The organism is Pinisolibacter sp. DMC100 (assembly GCF_056313705.1).
The window spans coordinates 1,855,399-1,877,534 of record NZ_JBQUZT010000001.1 but is presented as its reverse complement, the minus strand read 5'-3'; the positions used below and the strand labels follow the sequence as shown (position 1 = coordinate 1,877,534).

The window sequence follows — 22,136 nt, the reverse complement described above, 5'->3', positions numbered from 1 at the left end:
CGATCCTTGGGGACAGACGACGTTCCGGGGTGAACAAGCCGCGCGAAGCGGCTATGTCGTCTCGGTGGAGGCCGCGGCGCGCGATCCGTGCCGGCGGACGGTGGAGGACGAACGGAAGAGAATGAAGCTCGTCGAGCGCTACATCTTCCGTCGTGCGGCCGGCGCCTTCCTGATGTCGCTCGGGGCGCTGATCGGCGTCGTCTGGGCGACGCAGGCGCTGAGGCAGATGAACCTCGTCACCGCCAAGGGCGCCGCACTTCTCACCTTCCTCAAGATCACCGCCCTCGCCCTGCCCTTCCTGACGATCGTCGTCGCCCCCTTCGCGCTGTTCATCGCCTGTCTCCAGACGCTGAACTCGGTCAATTCCGACAGCGAGCTCGTCGTCCTCAACGCCTCCGGCGCATCGCGATTCGTCGTGCTGAAGCCGCTCCTGGCACTGGCGGGGATCGTGGCGGCGACGATGATGTTCCTCTCGGTGTGGGGCTCGCCGACCTCGCTCCGGGTGCTGCGCGAGAACCTCGCCCGGATCAACGTCGACCTGGTCGCCAACATCGTCCAGCCCGGCCGTTTCATCTCGATCGACAAGAACCTGACCTTCCACATCCGCGCCCGCGCGCCCGACGGCTCGCTCGGCGGGCTGTTCGTCGAAGACGCGCGCGATCCGGCGGTGTCCTTCACCTACATCGCCGACAAGGCGTCGATCATCGAGATGTTCGGCAAGACGCTGCTCGTCATGCGCGACGGCGTCATCCAGCGGCGCGCCACCTCGGACGGCAATCTGTCGCTGATCGACTTCCAGTCCTATGCCTTCGACCTGTCGGCGCTGACGCCGACGACCTCGGCGCCGGTCTTCCGTCCCTCCGAGCGCTCGACGCCGGAGTTGTGGACGGCGGGCGGGCCGAAGCCGGACGACTATGCCCGCAACAACGCCGGCCGGCTGCGCTCCGAGCTGCACGACCGGCTGACCCAGCCGTTCCTGCCGATCGTCTTCGCGCTCTTCGCCTTCCTGGCGCTCGGCGACGCGCGCACCACGCGCGAGAATCGCGGTCTGCCGATCATCGGCGCGATCGTCGCCGTCGGCGTGCTGCGCGGCCTGCATTTCGCCGCGACCTCGGCTGCGGGCGCCTCCGACGCGGCGCTGGCGATCCTGTGGGTGCTGACGCTCGGAACGATCGGCTGGTGCGTCTTCGTGGTGGCGACCGATCGCCGCGTCGAGGCGCCGGCCTTCGTCGACCGGGCGATCGACGCCGTCGGCGAACGGGCGTCGGGCCTCGTCGGCCGGATCGTCGAGAAGCTCGGCCTCTCCTCCAACCGCGAGGAGGACGCGCCGTGATCGGACCGACGCTCGGACGCTATTTCGCCAAGCGCACCTTCCTGGCGGTGGCGTCGATCTTCGCCATCGCCTTCCTGATCGTGTTCCTGTTCGACTTCCTCGACATGGTCCGCGCCAACATCGACCGGCCGAACTTCCGCTGGGGGACGGCGCTCGCCGCCTCGCTGTTCCGGGTGCCGGCCTTCTCCGAGCAGGTGCTGCCCTTCGCCACGCTGTTCGGCATGATGGCGGGCCTGCTCGCGCTGTCGCGCAAGCTCGAGTTGGTGGTGGCACGTGCCGCCGGCATCTCGGTGTGGCAGTTCCTCGCACCGCCGCTCGCCGTGGCCGTGGCGCTCGGCATCGTCGCGACCGTCGCCTACAACCCGGTCGCCGCGCATCTGAAGGGCCGGTCGGAGGAGTTGCAGGCCGAGCTCGCCGGCAACGCCCAGCGGCGGTCCGAAGACAACGCCCGCGAGGTCTGGCTGCGTCAGAGCGGCGAGGACGGCGAATCGATCGTCCATGCCCGTCAGGCGACCCGCCGGGGCCTGCACCTGTCGGGTGTGACGATGCATGTCTTCGACGCGCGCGGGCATTTCCAGAGCCGAATCGAAGCCGCCGTCGCCGACCACGAGCCCGAGGGCCGCTGGCGTCTCTCCGACGTCGTCGTCTCGCGTCCGGGCGAGGCTCCGGAGCATCACGACACCTGGCTCGTGGCCACCCGGCTGAAGGCCGAACAGATCGGCGAGAGCCTCGTCGAACCCGACACCGTGTCGTTCTGGGCACTGCCGTCCTTCATCGAGACGGCGCGTGCCGCCGGTCTTCCAGCGTTCCAGTTCGAGCTTCAATATCAACTGCTTCTCGCCCGGCCGCTGCTATTGGTCGCAATGGTCCTGATCGCCGCGACGGTTTCCTTGCGAGTGTTCCGGTTCGGCAACATAGGACGCATGATTCTCGGTGGCGTCGCGTCCGGCTTCGTGCTTTATGTCGCCGGAGAGGTGGCTCGGGGAATGGGAGGCGTGGGAATCGTCCCACCTGTCCTGGCTGCCTGGACACCGGCTGTGGTCGCATCTTCGATCGGTTTCACGATTCTGCTTCACCAGGAGGACGGCTGACATGACCCGCACCGTCCCCGACGGTAGAACCGTGTCGATCGTCGCCCGCCGGTCGGCCCGCCTCGCGGCGGGCGTCTCGACGCTTCTTCTCGCGCTTCTTCTCGCCCATCCGGCGACCGCCGCCTCGTCCAAGGGGACGGGCGGATCGCTGAACGTGGCGCCCAAGGTCTCCGCGCCGAGCCTGCCGCCGGGCGATCGCATGGTGCTCGAGGCCGATCAGGTCGTCTACGACGACAAGGCCGACACGGTGACGGCGATCGGATCGGTGGCGATCTACTACCGCGGCAACGTGCTGACGGCCCGCCGCGTCGTCTATGTCCGCTCGTCGCAGCGCGTCGTCGCCGAGGGTGACGCCCGCATCGTCGACAAGGACGGCAACGTCATGACGTCGCCGAAGATCGACGTGACGGAGGGTTTCTCCGACGGTTTCGTCGAATCGCTGCGCATCGACACGATCGACCGCTCGCGCTTCGCCGCCGAGAGCGCCAAGCGTTCCGAGGGCAACAAGACGGTCTTCGAGAAGGGCGTCTATTCGGCCTGCCAGACCTGCGTGAACGAGCCCGACAAGCCGCCGTTCTGGCAGATCAAGGCGGCCAAGATCATCCACGATCAGCAGGAAAAGACGATCTACTACGAGGACGCCAAGCTCGAGCTCCTCGGCACGCCGATCGCGTGGGTGCCCTTCTTCATGCATCCCGATCCGTCCGAGCGGCGCAAGACCGGCTTCCTGCTGCCGCGCGTGATCAATTCCAATTCCCTCGGTCTCGGTGTGCAGGTGCCCTTCTACTGGGCGCCCACGGCGGATTGGGACGCCACCTTCTCGCCGGTCGCGCTGTCGCGGCAGGGTGTGCTCGCCGACGTCGAGATGCGTCACCGCATCGATTCCGGCCTGATCACCGCACGCGGCTGGGGCATCTCGCAGATGCATCCGGAGGCCTTCGTCGCCACGTCGGGCGATCGTCGCGAGCGCGGCGCCTTCAACACCACCGGCACCTTCTCGCTCTCCGACAAGTGGAGCTGGGGCTGGGACGTCACCGCGGTCTCCGACCGTCGCTTCCTCGACCAGTATCACCTGACCACCAGCGCCCAGGACCGTTCGATCTCGACGGTGTTCCTGCGCGGCGAGGGGATGAAGTCGTGGTTCGAGGCGCGGGCCTATCGCTTCACCGTGCTGAACGACGACAACCCGCTCGATTCGGCCGGCAACAACATGCTGTTCGGCGCCGGCACCCAGCTGCAGGACAAGCAGCCGGTCGTCCATCCGGTGGTCGACTGGGACAAGGTGGCCGACAATTCGGTGCTCGGCGGCGAGCTCTCGCTCAAGGCCAACCTCACCAGCCTGTCGCGGTCGAAGACCGACATCGACACCGCCGGGCGGGTCTACGGCATCGCCGGCACCTTCTCGCGCGTTTCGGGCATCGTGGCGTGGCGACGCCAGTTCATCGATCCGTTCGGTCAGGTGTTCACGCCGTCGGTCAATCTGCGCGGCGACGTCTTCTACAACCATTCGAACGACGAGCAGCGGGTCGGCTTCGTCACCGACGGCACGCTCGGCCGCGTCACGCCGACCGTCGCCTTCGACTATGCCTATCCCTTCGTGATGGGCACGACGATCGGCGCCCACACCTTCGCGCCGATGGCGCAGCTGGTGCTGCGGCCGAACGAGCAGTGGTCGGCGCGCCTGCCCAACGAGGACGCGCAGAGCGTCGTCTTCGACGACACCACGCTGTTCCGCGCCGACAAGTTCTCCGGCTGGGATCGCGCCGAGGGCGGCACCCGCCTCAACGTCGGCGGCCGTTATTCGTTCCACGGTCCGGCCGGCGGTTCGATGTCGGCACTGTTCGGCCGCTCCTACCTGCTGTCGGGCACCAACTCCTTCGCCTATCCGGGCTACGACCAGTTGCTGTCGGAAGCGGCGGCGGGTCGCGCGGTGCCGCTGACCGCCTTCGGCTCGGGCCTCGAGACCAACGTCTCCGACTGGGTCGGCGGCCTCGCACTCGACAGCTCGATGGGCTTCCGGGTCGGCGCGCAGGCGCGTCTCGATGCCCGCAGCCTCGCCCTGCAGCGCTCCGACATCCAGGCATCCGGTGCCTCCGGCCCGCTGTCGGCCTCGGTCACCTGGGCCTACAAGCGGACGCCGCGGCAGATCTTCGATCTGCTCGACGCCTATGCCGCCTCCGGTGCCTACGGCACCACGCCGGTCGCCATTCGCAACTCGCTCAAGGCCGACCGCTCGGAGATCCAGACCGCGGGCAACCTGCGCCTGTCGCCGACCTGGCGCCTGTTCGGCGGCGTGCGCTACGATCTGGTCGACCGGGCCATGGCGGGCGCCAACGGCGGCATCGGCTACGACAACGACAGCTTCTCGATCTCGCTGGCCTATTCGGAATCGACCTATTGGTCGGTCGATTCCGGCCTGCTCAAGCAGATCCACGACCAGACGATCTTCCTCCGCTTCGGCCTGAGGACGCTGGGCGACGGCAGTCTGTCGAACAGCCTCGCCTCGTCCAACTGACCGAACGGCGGATCGACCACACATCCGCCATTTCCGCCTTGCAGGAAGACGGTCGGACCCGCAGACTTCGCATCGCCGTCGGCCATCGGCCGCCGGCGGTTGTGTCGCGTATCGCCCCGAGGAAGCATTTCGATGTCGAGAGCCCGCCGTCCGTTCGTCGTCGCCGCCGTTGTCGCCGCCCTGGCCGGCGGACTGATCGCCGCGACCGTCCCTGCGCGGGCGGCGTCGCAGATCCGCGTCGTCGTCAACAACGAGCCGATCACCTCCAACGAGATCTCGGAACGCGCCCGCCTGATGCAGCTGACCGCGCGCACCTCCGCCGCCTCGGTCGAGCGCATGGCGATGGAGGAGCTGATCGACGACAAGCTGAAGCTCCAGGAAGCCAAGCGCGTCGGCGTCGCGGTCTCCGACGCGCAGGTCGAGGCCGCCTTCGCCTCGATCGCCTCGCGTCTGAAGATCACCCCGGCGCAGCTCGCCCAGGGCCTCGGCCAGCGCGGCATCAGCCCGAAGAACCTCAAGGATCGCCTGCGCGTCCAGATCATCTGGCAGCAGCTGGTCGTCGGCCGCTTCAACCGCACCGTCCAGATCTCCGATTCCCAGGTCGTCGACGCGCTCGCCAAGAAGGAAGGCACCTCCAAGGAGAATGCCGGCAAGAACGACGGCAAGACCACCGAGTACACGCTGAAGCAGGTCGCGCTGCTGATCACCAAGGGCGGCAACGACGGCGGTCGCATGAAGGAAGCGGAGGCGCTGCGCGCCCGCGTCACCTCCTGCGACGGTCTGGTCGACGCGGTGAAGGGCGTGCCGGAGGCGCTGGTCAAGAACCTCGGCAAGCGCACCGCCGAAGAGCTTCCCGAACAGTTCCGCGGCCTCATCTCCGACGTCGCCGTCGGCCACCTGTCGAAGCCGCAGCGCTCGCCGGTCGGCATCGAGATGGTGGCGGTCTGCGAGAAGCGCGATCTCTCGGGCGACTTCCAGATCCGCAACCAGGTCGAGGACGAACTGCGCGCCAAGGAGGGCGAGGTCTTCGCCCGTCGTTACGTCAACGATCTGCGCCGCATCGCCATCATCGACTATCGCAAGTGAGGCTGTCTTGGCCGAGCGTCCCGCGGGCGGTCGACGCCCTCCCCTCGCGCTGACCTGCGGTGAACCGGCGGGCATCGGCCCGGACCTGACGGTGCTGGCCTGGACCCGTCGCCACACCTCCCGCCTGCCGGCCTTCCTGGCGATCGGCACGGCCGATCTCTTCCGCCGCCGCGCCGACCTCCTCGGCCTCGACGTGCCGATCGAGGTGGTCGCGCCGGAAGAAGCGGTGGAGGTCTTCGACCGCGCCCTGCCGGTGCTCGACCTCGGCCAAGACGTGCCCGGCGTGCCGGGTGTGCTCGACGTGCGCGACGCGCCGCTGGTGGTCGCGGCGATCGAGAAGGCGGTGGAACTGGTCGGCGCCGGCCGCGCTTCGGCGATCGTCACCAATCCGCTCAACAAGCACGCGCTCTATGCGATCGGCTTCTCGCACCCCGGCCACACCGAGTTCCTCGGCGCCCTCGCCGCGACGCTGGCGCCGCCGCCCGACGGGGTCGCGTGGCGGCCGGTGATGATGCTGGCGGGGCCGGAGATGCGCACCGTGCCGGTGACCGTCCACGTCTCGCTGGCGCGCGCCGCCGCCGAGCTCGACGCCGACACGATCGTCGCGACCGGCCGCATCGTCGCCCACGACCTCGCGACCCGCTTCGGCATCGCCCGGCCGCGCCTCGCCGTCGCCGGCCTCAACCCGCATGCCGGCGAGAACGGCGCGATGGGGCGCGAGGACATCGAGGTGATCGCCCCGGCCGTCGCGCGGCTCAGGGCCGAAGGCATCGACGCGCGCGGGCCGCTGCCGGCCGACACGCTGTTCCACGCCCGGGCGCGTGCGACCTGGGACGCGGCGCTCTGCGCCTATCACGATCAGGCGCTGATCCCGGTGAAGACGCTCGCCTTCGACGAGACGGTCAACGTCACCCTCGGCCTGCCCTTCGTGCGCACCTCGCCCGATCACGGCACGGCGCTCGACATCGCCGGCAAGGGCGTGGCGCTGCCCGACAGTCTCGAGGCGGCGCTGCGGATGGCCGCCGCCATGAGCGAAGCGTGATGGCCCAGATCGACGACCTGCCGCCGCTGCGCGACGTCATCGCCGAGCATCAGCTCTCGGCGTTGAAGTCGCTCGGCCAGAACTTCCTGCTCGACCTCAACCTCACCGCCCGCATCGCGCGCGCCGGCGGGCCGCTCGAGGACACGCTGATCGTCGAGGTCGGCCCCGGTCCCGGAGGTCTCACGCGGGCACTGCTCGCCGAGGGCGCCGGCAAGGTGGTGGCGATCGAGCGCGATCGGCGCTGCATCGCCGCGCTCGCCCAGATCGCCGAGCGCTATCCCGGCCGGCTGCACGTGATCGAGGGCGACGCGCTGGAGCAGGACATGCCGGCGCTGGTCGCCGAGCACGGCTTCGGCCGCCCCGCCCGCCTCGTCGCCAACCTGCCCTACAACGTGGCGACGCCGCTGCTGGTCGGTTGGCTGCGTGCCGAGCCCTGGCCGGCGTGGTGGGCTTCCGCCACACTGATGTTCCAGCGCGAGGTCGCCGAGCGGATCGTCGCGACGCCCGACGACGACCACTACGGCCGCCTCGGCGTGCTCGCCGGCTGGCGGACGGAGGCGCGCATCCTGTTCGATCTCGCCCCGTCGGCCTTCACGCCGCCGCCCAAGGTGACGTCGTCGGTGGTGCGGCTGATCCCGCGCGCCGAGCCGCTGGCGGTCGATCCCGACGTGCTGGAACGGGTGGTCGCCGCCGCCTTCGGCCAGCGCCGCAAGATGCTGCGCCAGTCGCTGAAGAGCCTCGGCAACGCGGCCGCGCTGCTCGAGGCCGCCGGCATCGAGGCGACGCGCCGGGCGGAAGAGATCGACGTCGCGGGCTTCGTGGCGTTGGCGAATGCGCTGAAGGCGCGGTAGAGTCGCCTCGCGTGGAAACGCCGCCTCACGGGCGGCGTCGGCGGTCGCGACGGAGACCGGCCCATGGATTCCCGATTCGACGTTCGAACCTGTCTGTGGTTCGAGAAGGACGGCCTGGCGGCGGCACGCCTTTGGGTATCTCTGTTGCCCGACAGTCGCCTCGAGACGGCGTGGAACGGCACGGACGAACCGATGGTCGTGCTCTTCACGCTCGTCGGCGTGCCCTACATGATCCTCAACGGCGGGCCGACCTTTCGGCAGACGCCGGCCGTCTCGATCTCGGTCACCACGCCCGATCAGACCGAGACCGACCGGCTGTGGGCGGCGCTCGTCGCCGACGGCGGCGCGGAGAGCCGCTGCGGCTGGCTGACCGATCGCTGGGGCGTCTCGTGGCAGATCGTGCCGGAAGCTCTGCCGCGGCTGCTCGCTTCGCCCGACCGGGAGGCGGCCGGACGCGTGCGCGCCGCGATGATGGGCATGCGGAAGCTCGACGTGGCGGCGCTGGAAGCGGCACACGCCGGCCTACCCTGACGGCGGAAGGCCCTGCCCTCACCCCTCCGTCAGCAACCCGTCGACGAAGCGGTCGAGGCCGGTCTGGCGGAAGCGCTTGAGGCGTTCGGTGCGCAGGATGGCGCGGATGTCGTCGTAGGCGCGCGACAGGTCGTCGTTGACGATGACGTAGTCGAAACGGCGCCATTCGGCGATCTCGACCTTGGCGTTCTCCAGCCGCTTGGCGATCACCGCCTCCGAATCCTCGGCGCGGCGGTGGAGACGGGCGGCGAGCTCCTTCATCGACGGCGGCAGGATGAAGATCGCCACGACGTCGTCGGGCAGCTTCTCCTTGACCTGGACGGTGCCCTGCCAGTCGATGTCGAAGAGGACGTCGCGGCCGTCGGCGAAGGCCTGTTCTACCGCCTCGCGCGGCGTGCCGTAGAAATTGCCGTGGACCTCGGCCCATTCCAGCAGTTCGCCGTGCTCGCGCAGGTTCTGAAAACGGTTCTTCGCGATGAAGTGATAGTGCACCCCGTCGATCTCGGAGGGGCGGCGCTCGCGCGTCGTGACCGAAACGGAAAGCGAGATCTCGCGCTCCTGCTCGATCAGCAGGCGCGACAGCGTCGACTTGCCGGCGCCCGAGGGCGAGGCCAGCACGAGGCCGAGGCCGCGGCGGCCGGTGGTGGGGGTGCCGGGCATCGACGAGGCGGGCTTGGGGGCGGCGATCATGCGGTCACTCGATGTTCTGGATCTGCTCGCGCAGCTGGTCGACCACGGCCTTGAGGTCGAGACCGATGGCGGTCAGCTCGCGGTCGTTGGCCTTGGAGCAGAGCGTGTTGGATTCGCGGTTGAATTCCTGGGTCAGGAAGTCGAGACGGCGGCCGATGGCGCCGCCGCCCGCGAGCATCTTGCGCGCTTCGGAGACATGGGTCTTCAGCCGGTCGAGTTCCTCGCGGATGTCGGCGCGGGTGGCGATCATCACCGCCTCCTGCGCCAACCGCTGCGGGTCGAGCGCCGGGACCGCGTCCATCAGCTCGGCGACCTGGGCGGCGAGCCGGGCGCGGATCGCCTCGACGGTGCGGGCGGGGTGGGTCTCGGCGGCGAGCGTCAGGCGCTCGATCTCGTCGATCTGGCCGAAGAGCACGCGGCCGATCGCCTCGCCCTCGCCGGCGCGCGCGGCGAGAAGGTCGGCGACGGCGTCGTCGAGGCCGGCCAGCAGCGCCGCGTCGAGGGCCGCGCGGGTCTCCTCGTCCTCTTCGGTCTCGGAGGTCTCGAGCACGCCCTTGATCGCGAGGATGCCGTCGAGGGTGGGGGCGGTGGCGTCGATCTTGTCGGCGATGCGGTTCATCGCGGCGAGGACGGCGGCGAGCACCTCCTCGTTGATGCGCAGCGTCGTCGCCGCGGTCTCACGGGCGAGCGTCAGCGTCGCCTGGACGTTGCCGCGGGTCAGGCGGTCGGTCAGGCGCTTGCGGGCGGCGATCTCCAGCCGGTCGAGGCCGGGCGGCAGGCGCAGACGGACGTCGAGGCCCTTGCCGTTGACCGATCGCAGTTCCCAGCTCCAGCGCTGGCCGGCGACCGAGCCGTCGCGGCGGGCGAAGCCCGTCATGGAATAGAGCGCCATCGATCACGACCCCCCGATGCACGGCGGGGGTCGCCGGACCGGCGCCCCCGTCTGATGTTCGACGATGCGGCCGGCCGCGGTTCGGCCGGTCAGTTGGCGCCCGAGCCCTCGGTCGCCTTGCGGTTCTGCTCGATCTGGCGCCAGCGCGCGACGTTGCGGTTGTGCTCCTCGAGCGTCGTGGCGAAGATGTGACCGCCGGTGCCGTCGGCGACGAAGAAGATCTCGTCGGTGCGCGAGGGATTGGCGACCGCCTCCAGCGCCGCGCGGCCCGGATTGGAGATCGGGCCCGGCGGCAGACCGGCGATGCGATAGGTGTTGTAGGGGTTCGGCGAGGCGAGGTCGGCGCGGGTGATCGTCCGCCCCTCGAGCCAGGCCTTGCCGCCGTAGAGGCCGTAGAGCACGGTCGGGTCGGTCTCGAGCCGCATGCCGCGCTTCAGCCGGTTGATGAAGACGGCGGCGACGCGCGGACGCTCGTCGGCCTTGCCGGTCTCCTTCTCGACGATCGAGGCGAGGATCACCAGATCGCGCGGGGTGGCGAGCGGCAGGTTCGGCGAACGATGCGCCCAGACGTCGGCGACGCGGCGCTCCATCGCCTTCTTCATCTGCTCGATGATCTGCTCGCGCGTGGTCGAGCCGATCGAGAACGAATAGGTGTCGGGCAGCAGCGAGCCCTCGTCCGGGATCACCGTGATCTTCTTGCCCGAGATCGTGGCCGTGTCGTTGAGACGGGCGACGATCTGTTCGCTCGACCAGCCTTCCGGGAAGGTCAGGCGATGCTGGACGGTGCGGCCTTCGGCGATGTCCTCCATCACCTCGCGCATCGAGGCACCGGGGGCGAACTCGTATTCGCCGGCCTTGAGCTTGTCGGTGGTGGCGCCGAGCTTGGCGGCGAGCGAGAAGGTGGTCGCGTCGGAGATGACGCCCTTCTTCTCCAGGATGTCGGCGATCACGCCGGTCGAGGCGGCGTTGGGGATCAGCACCACGGCCGGGGCGGTCAGCGGGCCCTTGGCGTCGAAACGCTGGCGCGCCAGCCAGGCGAAGCCGCCGAGGCCGAGAACGATCACCGTCAGCACCGTGAAGATGCCGTTGAGGAAGTTCACGGTCGAGGAACGCGCCCTCTTGGAGCGCTTGGGCGGCGGCGGCACCTCGGTCGGCTCGATCGCGGCGCGCGGGCTCTTGGGCACCGTGCGGGCGGGCTCTGCGGGCGCGGCCTCCGGCGCCGCCGGAGCGGCGGCGGGCGCAGGAGTCGGAGCCGGCGCCGGCGTGGCGGCCGTCTCGGCGGTGGAAGCGGGAACTTCGGTCGAATTCGGCAGAGGAACGCCCCCGGCGCCGTTCGACTCGTTGTTGTCAGACGTCATGACACCTCGCGGCGCGAATGGCCGAATCGACCCGTGGTCGGCGACGACACAACGGGAGGAACATGGCAAAACCACGTTCCGCGGGCGGGACGGCGGGGCGGACCCCGCCGCAGGCTCGTCCGAGGGGGCGTGCCCCCTCGCCGGCTCATTCCGGTTTGCGGAAGATCACGGTGGCGTTGGTGCCGCCGAAGCCGAAGGAATTGGAGAGGACCACGTCGATCTTCTTCTTCTTCGGCACGTGCGGCACGAGGTCGAGCTTCGTCTCGACCGAGGGATTGTCGAGGTTGATGGTCGGCGGGCAGATCTGATCGCGGATCGCCAGGATCGAGAAGATCGCCTCGATCGCGCCGGCGGCGCCGAGCAGGTGGCCGGTCATCGACTTGGTCGAGGACATCGCCGCCTTCTCGGCATGGTCGCCGAGGATGCGCTCGACGGCGCCGAGCTCGATGCCGTCGGCCATGGTCGAGGTGCCGTGGGCGTTGATGTAGTCGATCTCGGAGACCGCGATGCCGGCCCGCCTGATGGCCGCTTCCATGCAGCGATAGGCGCCGTCGCCGTCCTCGGACGGGGCGGTGATGTGGTGGGCGTCGCCCGACAGGCCGTAGCCGATGACCTCGGCGTAGATCTTGGCGCCGCGCGCCTTGGCGTGCTCGTACTCCTCGAGCACGACGATGCCGGCGCCCTCACCCATCAGGAAGCCGTCGCGGTCCTTGTCGTAGGGACGCGAGGCGCGGGTGGGCTCGTCGTTGTAGGAGGTGACCAGCGCGCGGGTGGCGCAGAAACCGGCGATCGACAGGCGGTTGACCGCCGATTCGGCGCCGCCGGCGACCATCACGTCGGCATCGCCCAGCGCGATCAGACGCGCGGCATCGCCGATGGCGTGGGTGCCGGTCGAGCAGGCGGTGACGACGGCGTGGTTCGGGCCCTTGAGCCCGTGCTCGATCGACACGTAGCCGCCGGCCAGATTGATCAGGCGGCCGGGAATGAAGAAGGGCGAAATGCGGCGGGGACCGCGTTCCTTGAGGGTCAGCGAGGCCTCGTAGATGCCGCCGAGACCGCCGATGCCGGAACCGATCAGCACGCCGGTGGCGAGCTGGTCCTCACGGCTCTCGGGATGCCAGTCGGCGTCGGCGAGAGCCTGCTTGGCGGCGGTCATGGCGAAGACGATGAACTCGTCGACCTTCCGCTGCTCCTTGGGATCCATGAAGAGGTCGGGATTGTAGGTGCCGTTCGTGCCGTCGCCGCGCGGGATGCGCGCCGCGATCTTGCAGGGCAGATCGTCGACCTCGAAATCGGTGATGCGAACCGCGCCGCTCTTGCCGGCGAGGATGTTCGACCAGGTCTCCTCGACACCGCAGCCCAGCGGCGTGACCATGCCCAGACCCGTGACGACCACTCGACGCATCGCGACCTCGCTTCTCTTCTCCCGCCGATCGTCGACATGCATCCGCGCGCGGGCGGACCGGGGAGGAGCATCGGAGGAACGCGACGGAAGGGTCGAAGCGCACGTCGCTCGGCGGGCGGCGGGAGCCCCGACGATGCGATCGCGGTCGACGCCGTCCGCGCCCGTGGGCCCGAGCGAGCCGATCGAAAGGACGATCCGCCGCAGGAAGCACGAGGCATCCGCGACGGTTCGGCGATCGGGCGGGCGCCCACGGCAGGGATCACCCGACACATGCACGCCGGCCACGGGGGCCGGCGCGCGGATTCTCGTCAAGAAACGCCTTGGTCCGCGGGAAGCGGACCCGACGGGATCAGGCCGAAACGTTCTTCTCGAGGAACTTGACCGCGTCGCCGACGGTCAGGATGGTCTCGGCGGCATCGTCCGGAATCTCGACGCCGAATTCTTCCTCGAACGCCATGACCAGCTCGACCACGTCCAGCGAGTCGGAGCCGAGGTCGTCGATGAAGCTCGCGTTCTCGGTCACCTTCTCGGCGTCGACGCCGAGGTGCTCGACCACGATCTTCTTCACGCGTTCAGCGATGTCGCTCATGTGCTCTTCTTCCCAGTACAGGATAAACCGACCCCGAAAACACCGACCTCATGCCGGCGCCCCGATGCGAAACTCCAAAGACGCGGTCACGGCTGGCGCCGCTGCCGCGGGCGCTCTCCGCGGAGGAGGAAGGATCTCCCCCCGACCGCCGTCGCGCGCCTTGCCCGTTCGGTCCGCGACGCCCTTCGGCGACCGACCGCTCACGGAATGTTCGACGATCTCGCCCCCCGGCCGAAGAATCGGAACCCTGCGGGTCCCTCCCCCTCGTGATCGTCATGCCGTTCCTTCGAAACGCTGCTCTCGCATCTCGTCCCGAAGGTCCGACGGCCCCGCCGCTGAGGGCGGGACCGGGGTGGTTGCTAGCACACTTTCCCGACCTTGACCAGTCGCCGGAACGCATCGGGAAAACGGCGGAAAACCCCGAAAGCTCGGGAGTTTTCCTTGTCAGATCATGGCCATGCCGCCGTTGACGTGGAGCGTCTGGCCGGTCACGTAGGACGCCTCGTCGCTGGCCAGGAAGACCACGGCGGCGGCGATTTCCTCCGGCGTGCCGAGGCGGCCGGCGGGAACGGCACCGAGGATGCCTTCCTTCTGCTTGTCGTTCAGCGCGTCGGTCATCGGCGTGGCGATGAAGCCCGGCGCGACGCAGTTGACGGTGATGTTGCGGCTCGCCACTTCCTGGGCGAGCGACTTGGACATGCCGATCATGCCGGCCTTGGCCGCGGCATAGTTGCCCTGGCCCGGGTTGCCGGTGACGCCGACCACCGAGGTGATCGAGACGATGCGGCCGTGGCGGCGCTTCATCATGCCCTTCACCGCGGCGCGGGCGAGGCGGAAGGTCGAGCCGAGGTTGACCTCGAGCACCTGATCCCACTCCTCGTCCTTCATGCGCATGAAGAGGTTGTCGCGGGTGATGCCGGCGTTGTTGACCAGCACGTCGAGCCGGCCGAGCTTGGCTTCGACCGCCGGGATCAGGCCGTCGACCGAGGCACGGTCGGAGAGATTGGCGACGAAGACCTCGGCGCGCTCGCCGAGGTCGGCCTTGAGCGCCTCGAGGACGGCCTCGCGGGTGCCGGAGAGGGCCACGGTGGCGCCGCGGGCATGCAGCGCCCTGGCGATGGCGGCACCGATGCCGCCGGTCGCGCCGGTGACGAGGGCGACCTTGCCGGTGAGATCGAACATGGGCTTCTCCTCAGACGTTGGATTCGCCGCCTCGGACGAGGGCGGCGACCATCTTCTCGACGTCGTCGGGCGTGCCGACCGGCACCGCCTCGACGCCCTCGACGATGCGCTTGACCAGACCGGACAGGACCTTGCCCGAGCCGATCTCCAAGAGACGCGTCACGCCCTGGCCGGCGAGATACTGCACGCTCTCGCGCCAGCGCACCGTGCCGGTGACCTGCTCGACGAGACGGCGGCGGATCTCTTCCGGATCGGAGATCGCGGCGGCGAGCACGTTCGACACGACCGGGACCACCGGGCGGACGATCGCGACCTTCGCCAGCGCTTCCGCCATGGCGTCGGCGGCGGGCTGCATCAGCGCGCAGTGGAAGGGGGCGGAGACGTTCAGCATCATGGCGCGCTTGGCGCCGCGGCCCTTGGCGATCTCGACGGCGCGTTCGATCGCCGCCTTGGAACCGGAGACCACCACCTGACCGTCGGCGTTGTCGTTGGCGGCCTGACAGACCTCGCCCTGGGCCGCTTCCGCGGCGACCGCCACGGCGTCGGCGAAGGAGAGGCCGAGGAGCGCCGCCATGGCGCCCTGGCCGACCGGCACGGCGGCCTGCATGGCGCGGCCGCGGATCTTGAGGAGGCGGGCGGTGTCGGCGATCGACAGGCTGCCGGCGGCGGCGAGCGCCGAATATTCGCCGAGCGAGTGGCCGGCGACGAAGGCGGCGTCGCGGGCGACCGAGACGCCCTTCTCCTCGAGCACGCGCAGGGCGGCGAGGGAGACGGCCATCAGCGCCGGCTGGGCGTTTTCGGTCAGGGTCAGCTCGGTCTCCGGACCCTCCCACATCAGGGTCGAGAGCTTCTGGCCGAGCGCGTCGTCGACCTCGGCGAAGACGCGCGCGGCGGTCGGATAGGCGTCGGCCAGCGCCTTGCCCATGCCGACGGCCTGGGAGCCCTGTCCGGGGAAGGTGAAAGCGGTGCTCATGGACGCTGCCCTCGTGGGATCGTTCTTCTTCGTCCGCGGCCACATCGGCCGTCGGGAGGCGACAGGCCCGCCTCGGGAGCGGGAGAGACCCTCAGACGGGGCAAGAGTCAAGTCGAACCGCCGCTCAAGCCGCCTCGACGAGCATTTTCCGACGAAAATCGCATGGGCGGCCTCCGCTCACGTCGTCTCCTGTCATATACGTATTCGTCATCCTCATGCCGGTTCCGATGATGTATGCTGGCATTGGTCGTCATTCTTCCGAGGGGTCGGCATGTCGCTTCCCGAGAACCATCCGCGTCTGTTCAAGCGTGTCTACAGCCAGGGCGAACTGGTCGCCGACGGCGTGGTGCACGGTCTCGCCATCATCGCCGGCATCGTCGCCTTCCCCGTGCTCTTCGCGCGGGTGGTGGCGACGGGGGCGGCGAGCGACGCGGTCGCGCTGGGCATCTACGCGCTCGGCTTCTTCCTGATGTTCGGCTTTTCGTGTGCCTACAACATGACGCCGCCGTCGTCGCTGAAGTGGCTGCTGCGTCGATTCGACCATTCCGCGATCTACGTCATGATCGCCGGCACCTACACGGCGCTGCTGGTCCGGCTCGACGACCGCTTCTGGGCCTGGACGCTGATCGCGCTCGTGTGGATCGGCGCGCTCGGCGGCACCATCCTCAAGCTCGCCCTGCCCGGCCGACTCGATCGGCTGTCGATCGCCCTCTACCTGCTGCTCGGCTGGGTCGTGGTGATCGCGCTCGGACCGCTGATCGCCTCGCTGCCGACGGCGACGATGATCCTGGTGGCGATCGGCGGCGCGCTCTATTCGATCGGCGTCGTCTTCTACAAGTGGGAACGGCTGAAGTACCAGAACGCCATCTGGCACGGCTTCGTCGCCGTCGCCGCCGGCTGCCACTGGGCCGGCATCGCCGTGGCGCTGGGCGGCCCGGCCGGCGCGTGAGCGACGCCTCGTCCGCGAGACGAAGCCCCTCCCCCGAAGAAACGAAGAAGCCGCCGGAGGTCTCCGACGGCTTCTCTGTTTCCCGGCGTCGCGCGACGAGGAGGAAGTCGCGACGTCAGGCTGCGCGAACCGTCGCGAGGAAGCGGTTCAGCACCTCGCGCAGCGTGTCGGACTGGCGCACCAGGCCTTCGGCCGAGTGCATGACGACGTCGGCGGCCTCGGCGGTCTCGCCGGCGGCACGATCGATCGCGCCGACGTTCGAGGTGACCTGCCGGGTGCCCGACGACGCCTGGGTGACGTTGTGGGCGATCTCGCGGGTGGCCGCGCCCTGCTGGTCGACCGAGGCGGCGATGGTGGCCGCGATGCGGTTCATCTTGTCGATCGTGCCGGTGATCTCGACGATCGCGGCGGCCGAGCCCTGCGTCGAGGTCTGGATCTCGCCGATCTGGGTGGCGATCTCGGAGGTGGCCTTCGAGGTCTGGTCGGCGAGCTGCTTCACCTCCGCGGCGACGACCGCGAAGCCCTTGCCGGCTTCACCGGCGCGGGCGGCCTCGATGGTCGCGTTGAGGGCGAGCAGGTTGGTCTGACCGGCGATGTTGGAGATCAGATCGACCACCAGACCGATCTTCTGCGCCGAGTTCGACAGTTCGCGGACCTTGGCGGCGGTGGCTTCGGCGTCGCGGGCGGCGATCGAGGCGACATGGGCCGATTCGTCGACCTGACGCTTGATCTCGCCGATCGAGGCGGAGAGTTCCTCGGCCGCCGAGGCGACGGTCTCGACGTTGACCGAGGCCGCGCCGGAGGCGGTCGCCGCCATCGAGGACTGGGTCTGCACGCGGGCGGTGGCGCCGGTCATGGTGGTGGCGGCATCGCGCAGGTGGCCGGAGGCATCGACGACGCCGGTGACGACCTCGCCCATGGTGCGTTCGAACTCGTCGGCGAGCCGCGCCATCGTGTCGCGACGCTCGGCCTCGCGGCGCAGACGCTCGGTCTCGGCCTGGGCGTTCTTCTCGAGCGCTTCCTGCTCGACGCCGACGCGGATGCGGTCGACGGCGCGGGCGATGTCGCCGATCTCGTCGCGACGGTCGGAACCGGCGATCGAGTCGATGGTCTCACGGGCGGCGAGCTTCTCGAGCGCCGCGGTGAGGCGACGGATCGGATCGGCGATGCCGCGACCGACCAGGGCCATGGCGATCAGCGCGGCGACGGCGACGGCGAGACCGACCATCAGCTGGTTGCGCAGGTCGGCGTTCGACTGGTCGGAGAGGGTCTGCGACAGACGCGCGGCCTCGGCCATGACGTCGGCACGCGGCACGTCGACCATGACCGACCAGGTGTCGCCGGTGCGGCCGAGCGGGATCGGCGCGAAGATGGTGAGGGCGTCGGACGCGGCGTCGTGCTTGATCAGCGCCTTGCCGTCCTTGATCGCCGCGAGATCGGTCGAGGCGTTCTTGTCGATCGCCGAGAGCGGGCCGCCGATCGCGTCCGGGTGCCCCGAGGAGGCGATCACCAGACCGGTCGAGCTGACGATCGTGACCATGCCTTTGCCGTCGTAGATCGAGGCGTCGACCTTCTCGGCCAGACGCTGGACGAAGGAGAGGTCGAAGTCGGCACCGGCGACGCCGGCGAAGTGGCCGCCGACCTTGATCGGAACCGACATGGTGGCGAGATAGACCGCCTTGCCCTGCACGATGTAGGGCAGCGGCGCCAGGATGTTCTCGCGACCGGTCTCCTGCGGCTTCAGGAACCAGCCGCCCTTCATCACGCCGTTCGGGTGGAGGTCGCGGCTGTCGTATTCGACCAGCGGCTGCAGCGCGATCTTGCCGGCGGCGTCGCGCGTCCAGTAGGGCAGCGCGCGGCCGGTGTCGTCGGAGCCGACCTTCTTGGCGCCGACGTTGGCGAAGTCGTTGCCGTCGAGCGCGTTGGGCATCCAGGCGCTGTAGGTGCCGTTGAAGCGCGGGTTGTCCTCGAGCACCTTCAGCAGCAGCGTGTTGAGCTGCTTGCGGCGCAGGCCGCGCTCGGAGCCGCCGCTGGCCTCGTCGGCGGCGACGGTCTCGAGGGCGCGCGCCATGTTGCGGGCGGCGTCGAAGGCGCTGTCGACCTCGGTTCGGATCGTGCCGGCCTGGCTGGCGGCGAGGCGCTCGAGCGACTCGCGGCTGGACCGGTCGAGCAGATCGCCGACCGTGGTGTCGACGTTGCGGGCGCTGCGATTGCCGGCAACGATGCCGTAGCCGAGCAGCGCGCCGGTCGCGGCGAGGACACAGACGGTCGAGAGGACCATGACGCGCGTGCCGATGGAATGAATGTTCATGGTGAGGAATCCGCTGCTCATTGACTTGCCGGATCCTCCGCCCCATTCGATTAACCAATCGTTTACATGATGGTTTCACGTACTGAAATTCCGGGGCTCAGATGATAGTCCATACCAATTGACAATGGAGCGGCGAAGAAATTCGCACGCCCCGTGTGGTTCATACGTAGAATCAAATCGAGAACAACCTCGAATTGCACGAAAATGGTGTATTTGACGTAATCGTCACAATCCATGATACGGGCAACTTGGAGTCCGTGCCGCCTATCCGAAGCGTCATGCATCATGCGCGCGGCTCGGAGCGCCCGCCATGCGTCTTTACGAGCACGACCTGCTGGTAGGCGCGCAGGATCCGGCACGAGCCGGCCTTGATCCGCACCAGCGCGGCGACGGCGGCGGCCGGGTTGTCGAGCGGGTTGCCGTAATAGCGCCAGAGATAGTCGTCGAAGATCATGACGCCGCCGACCTTCAGCGCGGCGAAGGCGGCGAAGGCGTCGTGGACCACGTCGTCGACGAAGTGCGAGCCGTCGACATAGATGAAGTCGAAGCGTTCCTCGTCGCGATGAGCGGCGAAATAGTCGTGCGAATAGCCCTTGAACTTGACGATGCGGCCGGCATGGGGGGCATTGTTGCGATCGAAACGGGCCTCGACGCGGGACATTTCGGCGACGACGCCGTGATCGGCGTCGTGGTGCTCGTCGCCGCCGCTCCAGGTGTCGACGCAGGTCAGGCGCGCCTGCGGCAGGGTGTCGAGCAGGAAGAGGCTCGACATGCCCTCCCAGCTGCCGATCTCCAGCGCCTCGACATGGTCGCGGCGATCGAGCCCGGTCTCGCGGACGACCGACAGCCACATCGGCACGTGGTCGACGAACCAGCGGCCGGAGAAGTCGAGCGTCTCGGTCTTGGCGACGAAGGCCGCCTTGGCGTCGAAATACTCGCGTTCGATCGCCTCGCGGGCGAAGCCGTCGACGAAGTTGCGGGCGACGAGCGGCCAGGGTGCGCCCGTGCGCAGCATGAACCACAGGGTCTTGCGCAGGAAGCGCGAGAGGTTCCAGACCCTCTTGTGCAGCCGATGGAACGGTCCGCGCGCTCTGTTGCGCTTCATGGCGTCTCTCCCCCTCGTCGGCGACGACGGCATGCCGCCCCACCACGTCCCTCGAAACCGATGTAGCGAGAAGCCTCGCGCGCGTACATGCCGCGATCGTCTAGAGCGACGGCGGCGCGGCGGTGCCTTTCCCCTTGCATTCGGCCGAAAAATCCGTAGAACCCACCCATTCCGTCGGACGTTCGGCCGGGGGCTGAACGGACGGTCGTGCCGTTTTTCGGGAGAAATCCTCGAAGAATCGTCGCGGCAGGGTCTCAATCGAGACCCGTCGTCCCGTGTCTCCGCTCTCCGACAGGTCAATGGTTTTCGGGGTCTTCCTCGTGAGGCTCCCCGAGAGGCTATGCGCCGCGATCGACGGAAGACGGACCCGACGGGTCCGTCGAGCAACGAGGAAGGAACATCCATGCCGCTCTACGAGCACGTTTTCCTGGCGCGCCAGGACGTGTCGACGCAGGCCGTCGATACGCTGATCGCGCAGTACAAGTCGATCGTCGAGGGCCTCGGTGGCCAGGTCACCAAGGTCGAGAACTGGGGCCTCAAGTCCCTCGCCTATCGCATCAAGAAGAACCGCAAGGCGCACTACGCGCTGATGAACATCGACGCGCCGGCCGCCGCCGTCGCCGAGATCGAGCGCCAGCAGCGCCTCTCGGAAGACGTCCTGCGTTCGCTGACCATCCGCGTCGACGAGCTCGAGGAAGGCCCGTCCGTCATGCTGCAGAAGCGTGACCGCGACGAGCGTCGCGACGACCGCCGTGGCGGCGATCGCCCCGACCGCGGTGACCGTGGCCCGCGCCGCGATCGCGGCCCGCGTCGTGACGAAGAGTTCGGTGACGAGGAGAACGCGTGATGGCCGAATCGACCCAGCAGGCCCGCCGGCCCTTCTTCCGTCGTCGCAAGACCTGCCCGTTCTCGGGCGCCAATGCGCCGAAGATCGACTACAAGGACGTCAAGCTCCTGCAGCGCTTCGTTTCCGAGCGCGGCAAGATCGTCCCGTCCCGCATCACGGCGGTCTCCGCCAAGAAGCAGCGCGAGCTCGCCAAGGCGATCAAGCGCGCCCGCTTCGTCGGCCTTCTGCCGTTCGTGATCAAGTGACGACGCGCGGCTCTCGGGCCGCGTGACGACATCGGGGGAGCGGACACCGCTCCCCCCTTTCCTCCTCGCGAGGCGGCGAACACGACGGGCCGCAACACGTCGTCGGAACGATCGGGCTGGGGTGCGTGGCGCCTCTAACCGCTCTCGGGCACGAGACGGGACAGCTGGACTTCGATGAAGAACACGAACACCGCAACATCCATCGTGATCGGCGTCGGCGCGGGCCTCGGCTCGGCGCTCCTGTTCGCGTCTCTGGTCGGCGGAAGCGTTCTCACCGTTCCCCTCTTCGCCGCCTCGCCGCTGCCGATCATGGCGGCCGGAATCGGCTTCGGCCCGATCGCGGCGGTCGCCGCGGTCATGGCGGCCGCGCTGGTTCTGATGTTCGAACTGGGCACGCCCGCCGCCCTCGTCTCGCTCGGTGCCGCCGGTCTGCCGGCGCTGATCCTCTCCGGCCTCGTCGAGCGCCACGACAACGACACCTGGTTCCCGGCCGGCCGCATCGCCACGGTCGCCGCCGTCGTCATGGCGATCGCCACGGCGCTCGGCGCGCTCGGCATCGGCTTCGATCCGGTGCGCACCGGTCACGAAGTGGTCGCCGCCTTCCGCGAGATGCTGGTCGCCGCCGGCACGCCGGCCACCCAGATGCCCGAAGCGACGGCGATCGAACCGCTGATCTTCGCCTCCGTCCGGCTGATGCCGGCCTTCTTCCCGGCCTTCTGGACGCTGGTGCTGGCGCTCGATCTGGTGATCGCGCTGCGCGTCCTGCGCCGTTTCGGCCGGGTCGAGCGGCCGCGCGAGGATCTGGCGATGGTCGAGATCTCGCCGATCGTCGGCCTCGTCTTCGCCGCCGCCTTCGCCGGCGCCTTCCTGCCGGGCTCGCTCGGCGTGCTCGCCTCGATCGCCGCGGGCGCCGCCTTCGCGCCGCTGTTCCTGGTCGGCATGGGGCTGCTCACCCACGTGACGCGCGCCACCGACATGCGGTGGATCCTCAGGGCGACGGCCTACGGCCTCGTCCTGCTCTTCCCCGTCGCGGCGCTGGTCATGGCGCTGGCGGGGATCGCCGAAACCTTCCTCGGCCTGCGCCGGCGCCCGACGCCCGGCGACGCCGACCGAACCTGAAATCCAAATCCCTCACATCGAA

The 22,136-nt window shown here is 69.0% G+C and carries 20 protein-coding genes; 11 read left to right on the top strand and 9 right to left on the bottom strand.

Annotated elements, in window-relative coordinates:
* Positions 1–121: 121 nt before the first annotated feature.
* From ACT541_RS08690 to ACT541_RS08660, 7 genes are all read left to right on the top strand, one after another.
* Entirely contained in the window at positions 122–1,333 is a 1,212-nt protein-coding gene (locus ACT541_RS08690; protein ID WP_476135925.1) for an LptF/LptG family permease, read from the top strand.
* A complete protein-coding gene (lptG, locus tag ACT541_RS08685; protein ID WP_476135923.1) occupies positions 1,330–2,424 on the top strand; it encodes an LPS export ABC transporter permease LptG in 1,095 nt (364 codons plus the stop codon). Before ACT541_RS08690 ends, lptG begins: the two co-directional genes overlap by 4 nt.
* Position 2,425: 1 nt before the next feature.
* Entirely contained in the window at positions 2,426–4,939 is a 2,514-nt protein-coding gene (locus ACT541_RS08680) for an LPS-assembly protein LptD (protein ID WP_476135921.1), read from the top strand.
* Between the two features lie 132 nt (positions 4,940–5,071).
* Positions 5,072–6,025 (top strand): SurA N-terminal domain-containing protein, encoded by a 954-nt coding sequence (locus ACT541_RS08675; RefSeq protein ID WP_476135920.1) that lies wholly within the window; start codon positions 5,072–5,074, stop codon positions 6,023–6,025.
* Positions 6,026–6,032: 7 nt separating this feature from the next.
* The gene (gene pdxA, locus ACT541_RS08670) at positions 6,033–7,067 is read left to right on the top strand and encodes a 4-hydroxythreonine-4-phosphate dehydrogenase PdxA (protein WP_476135918.1); all 1,035 of its coding nucleotides are present in this window, start codon (positions 6,033–6,035) and stop codon (positions 7,065–7,067) included.
* Positions 7,067–7,918, top strand: coding sequence for a 16S rRNA (adenine(1518)-N(6)/adenine(1519)-N(6))-dimethyltransferase RsmA (rsmA, locus tag ACT541_RS08665; RefSeq protein ID WP_476135916.1), 852 nt, complete (start codon positions 7,067–7,069; stop codon positions 7,916–7,918). The genes pdxA and rsmA overlap by 1 nt, the downstream gene beginning before the upstream one ends.
* 63 nt (positions 7,919–7,981) lie before the next feature.
* Positions 7,982–8,449 (top strand): VOC family protein, encoded by a 468-nt coding sequence (locus tag ACT541_RS08660; protein WP_476135915.1) that lies wholly within the window; start codon positions 7,982–7,984, stop codon positions 8,447–8,449.
* A gap of 18 nt (positions 8,450–8,467) precedes the next feature.
* On the opposite strand, the gene gmk is transcribed toward ACT541_RS08660, so the two are convergent.
* The 7 genes from gmk to fabD all read right to left on the bottom strand — a co-directional run bounded on the left by gmk (position 8,468) and on the right by fabD (position 15,538).
* Complete coding sequence (gene gmk, locus ACT541_RS08655) at positions 8,468–9,139, bottom strand: guanylate kinase (protein ID WP_476135914.1); 672 nt, start codon at positions 9,137–9,139, stop codon at positions 8,468–8,470.
* A 4-nt stretch (positions 9,140–9,143) separates the two neighbouring features.
* On the bottom strand, positions 9,144–10,031 hold the full coding sequence (locus ACT541_RS08650; RefSeq protein WP_476135912.1) for a YicC/YloC family endoribonuclease: 888 nt from the start codon (positions 10,029–10,031) through the stop codon (positions 9,144–9,146).
* Positions 10,032–10,120: 89 nt separating this feature from the next.
* Positions 10,121–11,389: an endolytic transglycosylase MltG gene (gene mltG / locus ACT541_RS08645; RefSeq protein WP_476135910.1), complete on the bottom strand. Its 1,269-nt coding sequence runs from the start codon at positions 11,387–11,389 to the stop codon at positions 10,121–10,123.
* A gap of 145 nt (positions 11,390–11,534) precedes the next feature.
* Positions 11,535–12,794, bottom strand: a complete 1,260-nt coding sequence (fabF, locus tag ACT541_RS08640; RefSeq protein WP_476135908.1) for a beta-ketoacyl-ACP synthase II — start codon at positions 12,792–12,794, stop codon at positions 11,535–11,537.
* A gap of 349 nt (positions 12,795–13,143) precedes the next feature.
* Positions 13,144–13,383, bottom strand: coding sequence for an acyl carrier protein (locus ACT541_RS08635; protein ID WP_476135907.1), 240 nt, complete (start codon positions 13,381–13,383; stop codon positions 13,144–13,146).
* 444 nt (positions 13,384–13,827) lie between these two features.
* Positions 13,828–14,565, bottom strand: coding sequence for a 3-oxoacyl-[acyl-carrier-protein] reductase (fabG, locus tag ACT541_RS08630; protein ID WP_476135905.1), 738 nt, complete (start codon positions 14,563–14,565; stop codon positions 13,828–13,830).
* A gap of 10 nt (positions 14,566–14,575) precedes the next feature.
* The gene (fabD, locus tag ACT541_RS08625) at positions 14,576–15,538 is read right to left on the bottom strand and encodes an ACP S-malonyltransferase (protein ID WP_476135904.1); all 963 of its coding nucleotides are present in this window, start codon (positions 15,536–15,538) and stop codon (positions 14,576–14,578) included.
* A gap of 271 nt (positions 15,539–15,809) precedes the next feature.
* Here fabD and trhA point away from each other — a divergent pair, with 271 nt between their 5' ends.
* On the top strand, positions 15,810–16,487 hold the full coding sequence (gene trhA, locus ACT541_RS08620; RefSeq protein WP_476135902.1) for a PAQR family membrane homeostasis protein TrhA: 678 nt from the start codon (positions 15,810–15,812) through the stop codon (positions 16,485–16,487).
* A 115-nt stretch (positions 16,488–16,602) separates the two neighbouring features.
* On the opposite strand, the gene ACT541_RS08615 is transcribed toward trhA, so the two are convergent.
* Both ACT541_RS08615 and ACT541_RS08610 read right to left on the bottom strand, forming a co-directional pair.
* A complete protein-coding gene (locus ACT541_RS08615) occupies positions 16,603–18,798 on the bottom strand; it encodes a methyl-accepting chemotaxis protein (protein WP_476135900.1) in 2,196 nt (731 codons plus the stop codon).
* A 283-nt stretch (positions 18,799–19,081) separates the two neighbouring features.
* Positions 19,082–19,903, bottom strand: a complete 822-nt coding sequence (locus ACT541_RS08610; RefSeq protein ID WP_476135898.1) for a class I SAM-dependent methyltransferase — start codon at positions 19,901–19,903, stop codon at positions 19,082–19,084.
* A gap of 403 nt (positions 19,904–20,306) precedes the next feature.
* Here ACT541_RS08610 and rpsF point away from each other — a divergent pair, with 403 nt between their 5' ends.
* The 3 genes from rpsF to ACT541_RS08595 all read left to right on the top strand — a co-directional run bounded on the left by rpsF (position 20,307) and on the right by ACT541_RS08595 (position 22,114).
* Positions 20,307–20,750, top strand: coding sequence for a 30S ribosomal protein S6 (rpsF, locus tag ACT541_RS08605; RefSeq protein ID WP_476135896.1), 444 nt, complete (start codon positions 20,307–20,309; stop codon positions 20,748–20,750).
* Positions 20,750–20,995 carry a 30S ribosomal protein S18 gene (gene rpsR / locus ACT541_RS08600; protein WP_476135895.1) on the top strand — a complete coding sequence of 82 codons (246 nt, stop codon included), beginning with the start codon at positions 20,750–20,752 and terminating at the stop codon, positions 20,993–20,995. Before rpsF ends, rpsR begins: the two co-directional genes overlap by 1 nt.
* Positions 20,996–21,169: 174 nt before the next feature.
* Positions 21,170–22,114 carry a DUF2232 domain-containing protein gene (locus ACT541_RS08595; protein WP_476135893.1) on the top strand — a complete coding sequence of 315 codons (945 nt, stop codon included), beginning with the start codon at positions 21,170–21,172 and terminating at the stop codon, positions 22,112–22,114.
* The last annotated feature ends 22 nt before the right edge of the window (positions 22,115–22,136 follow it).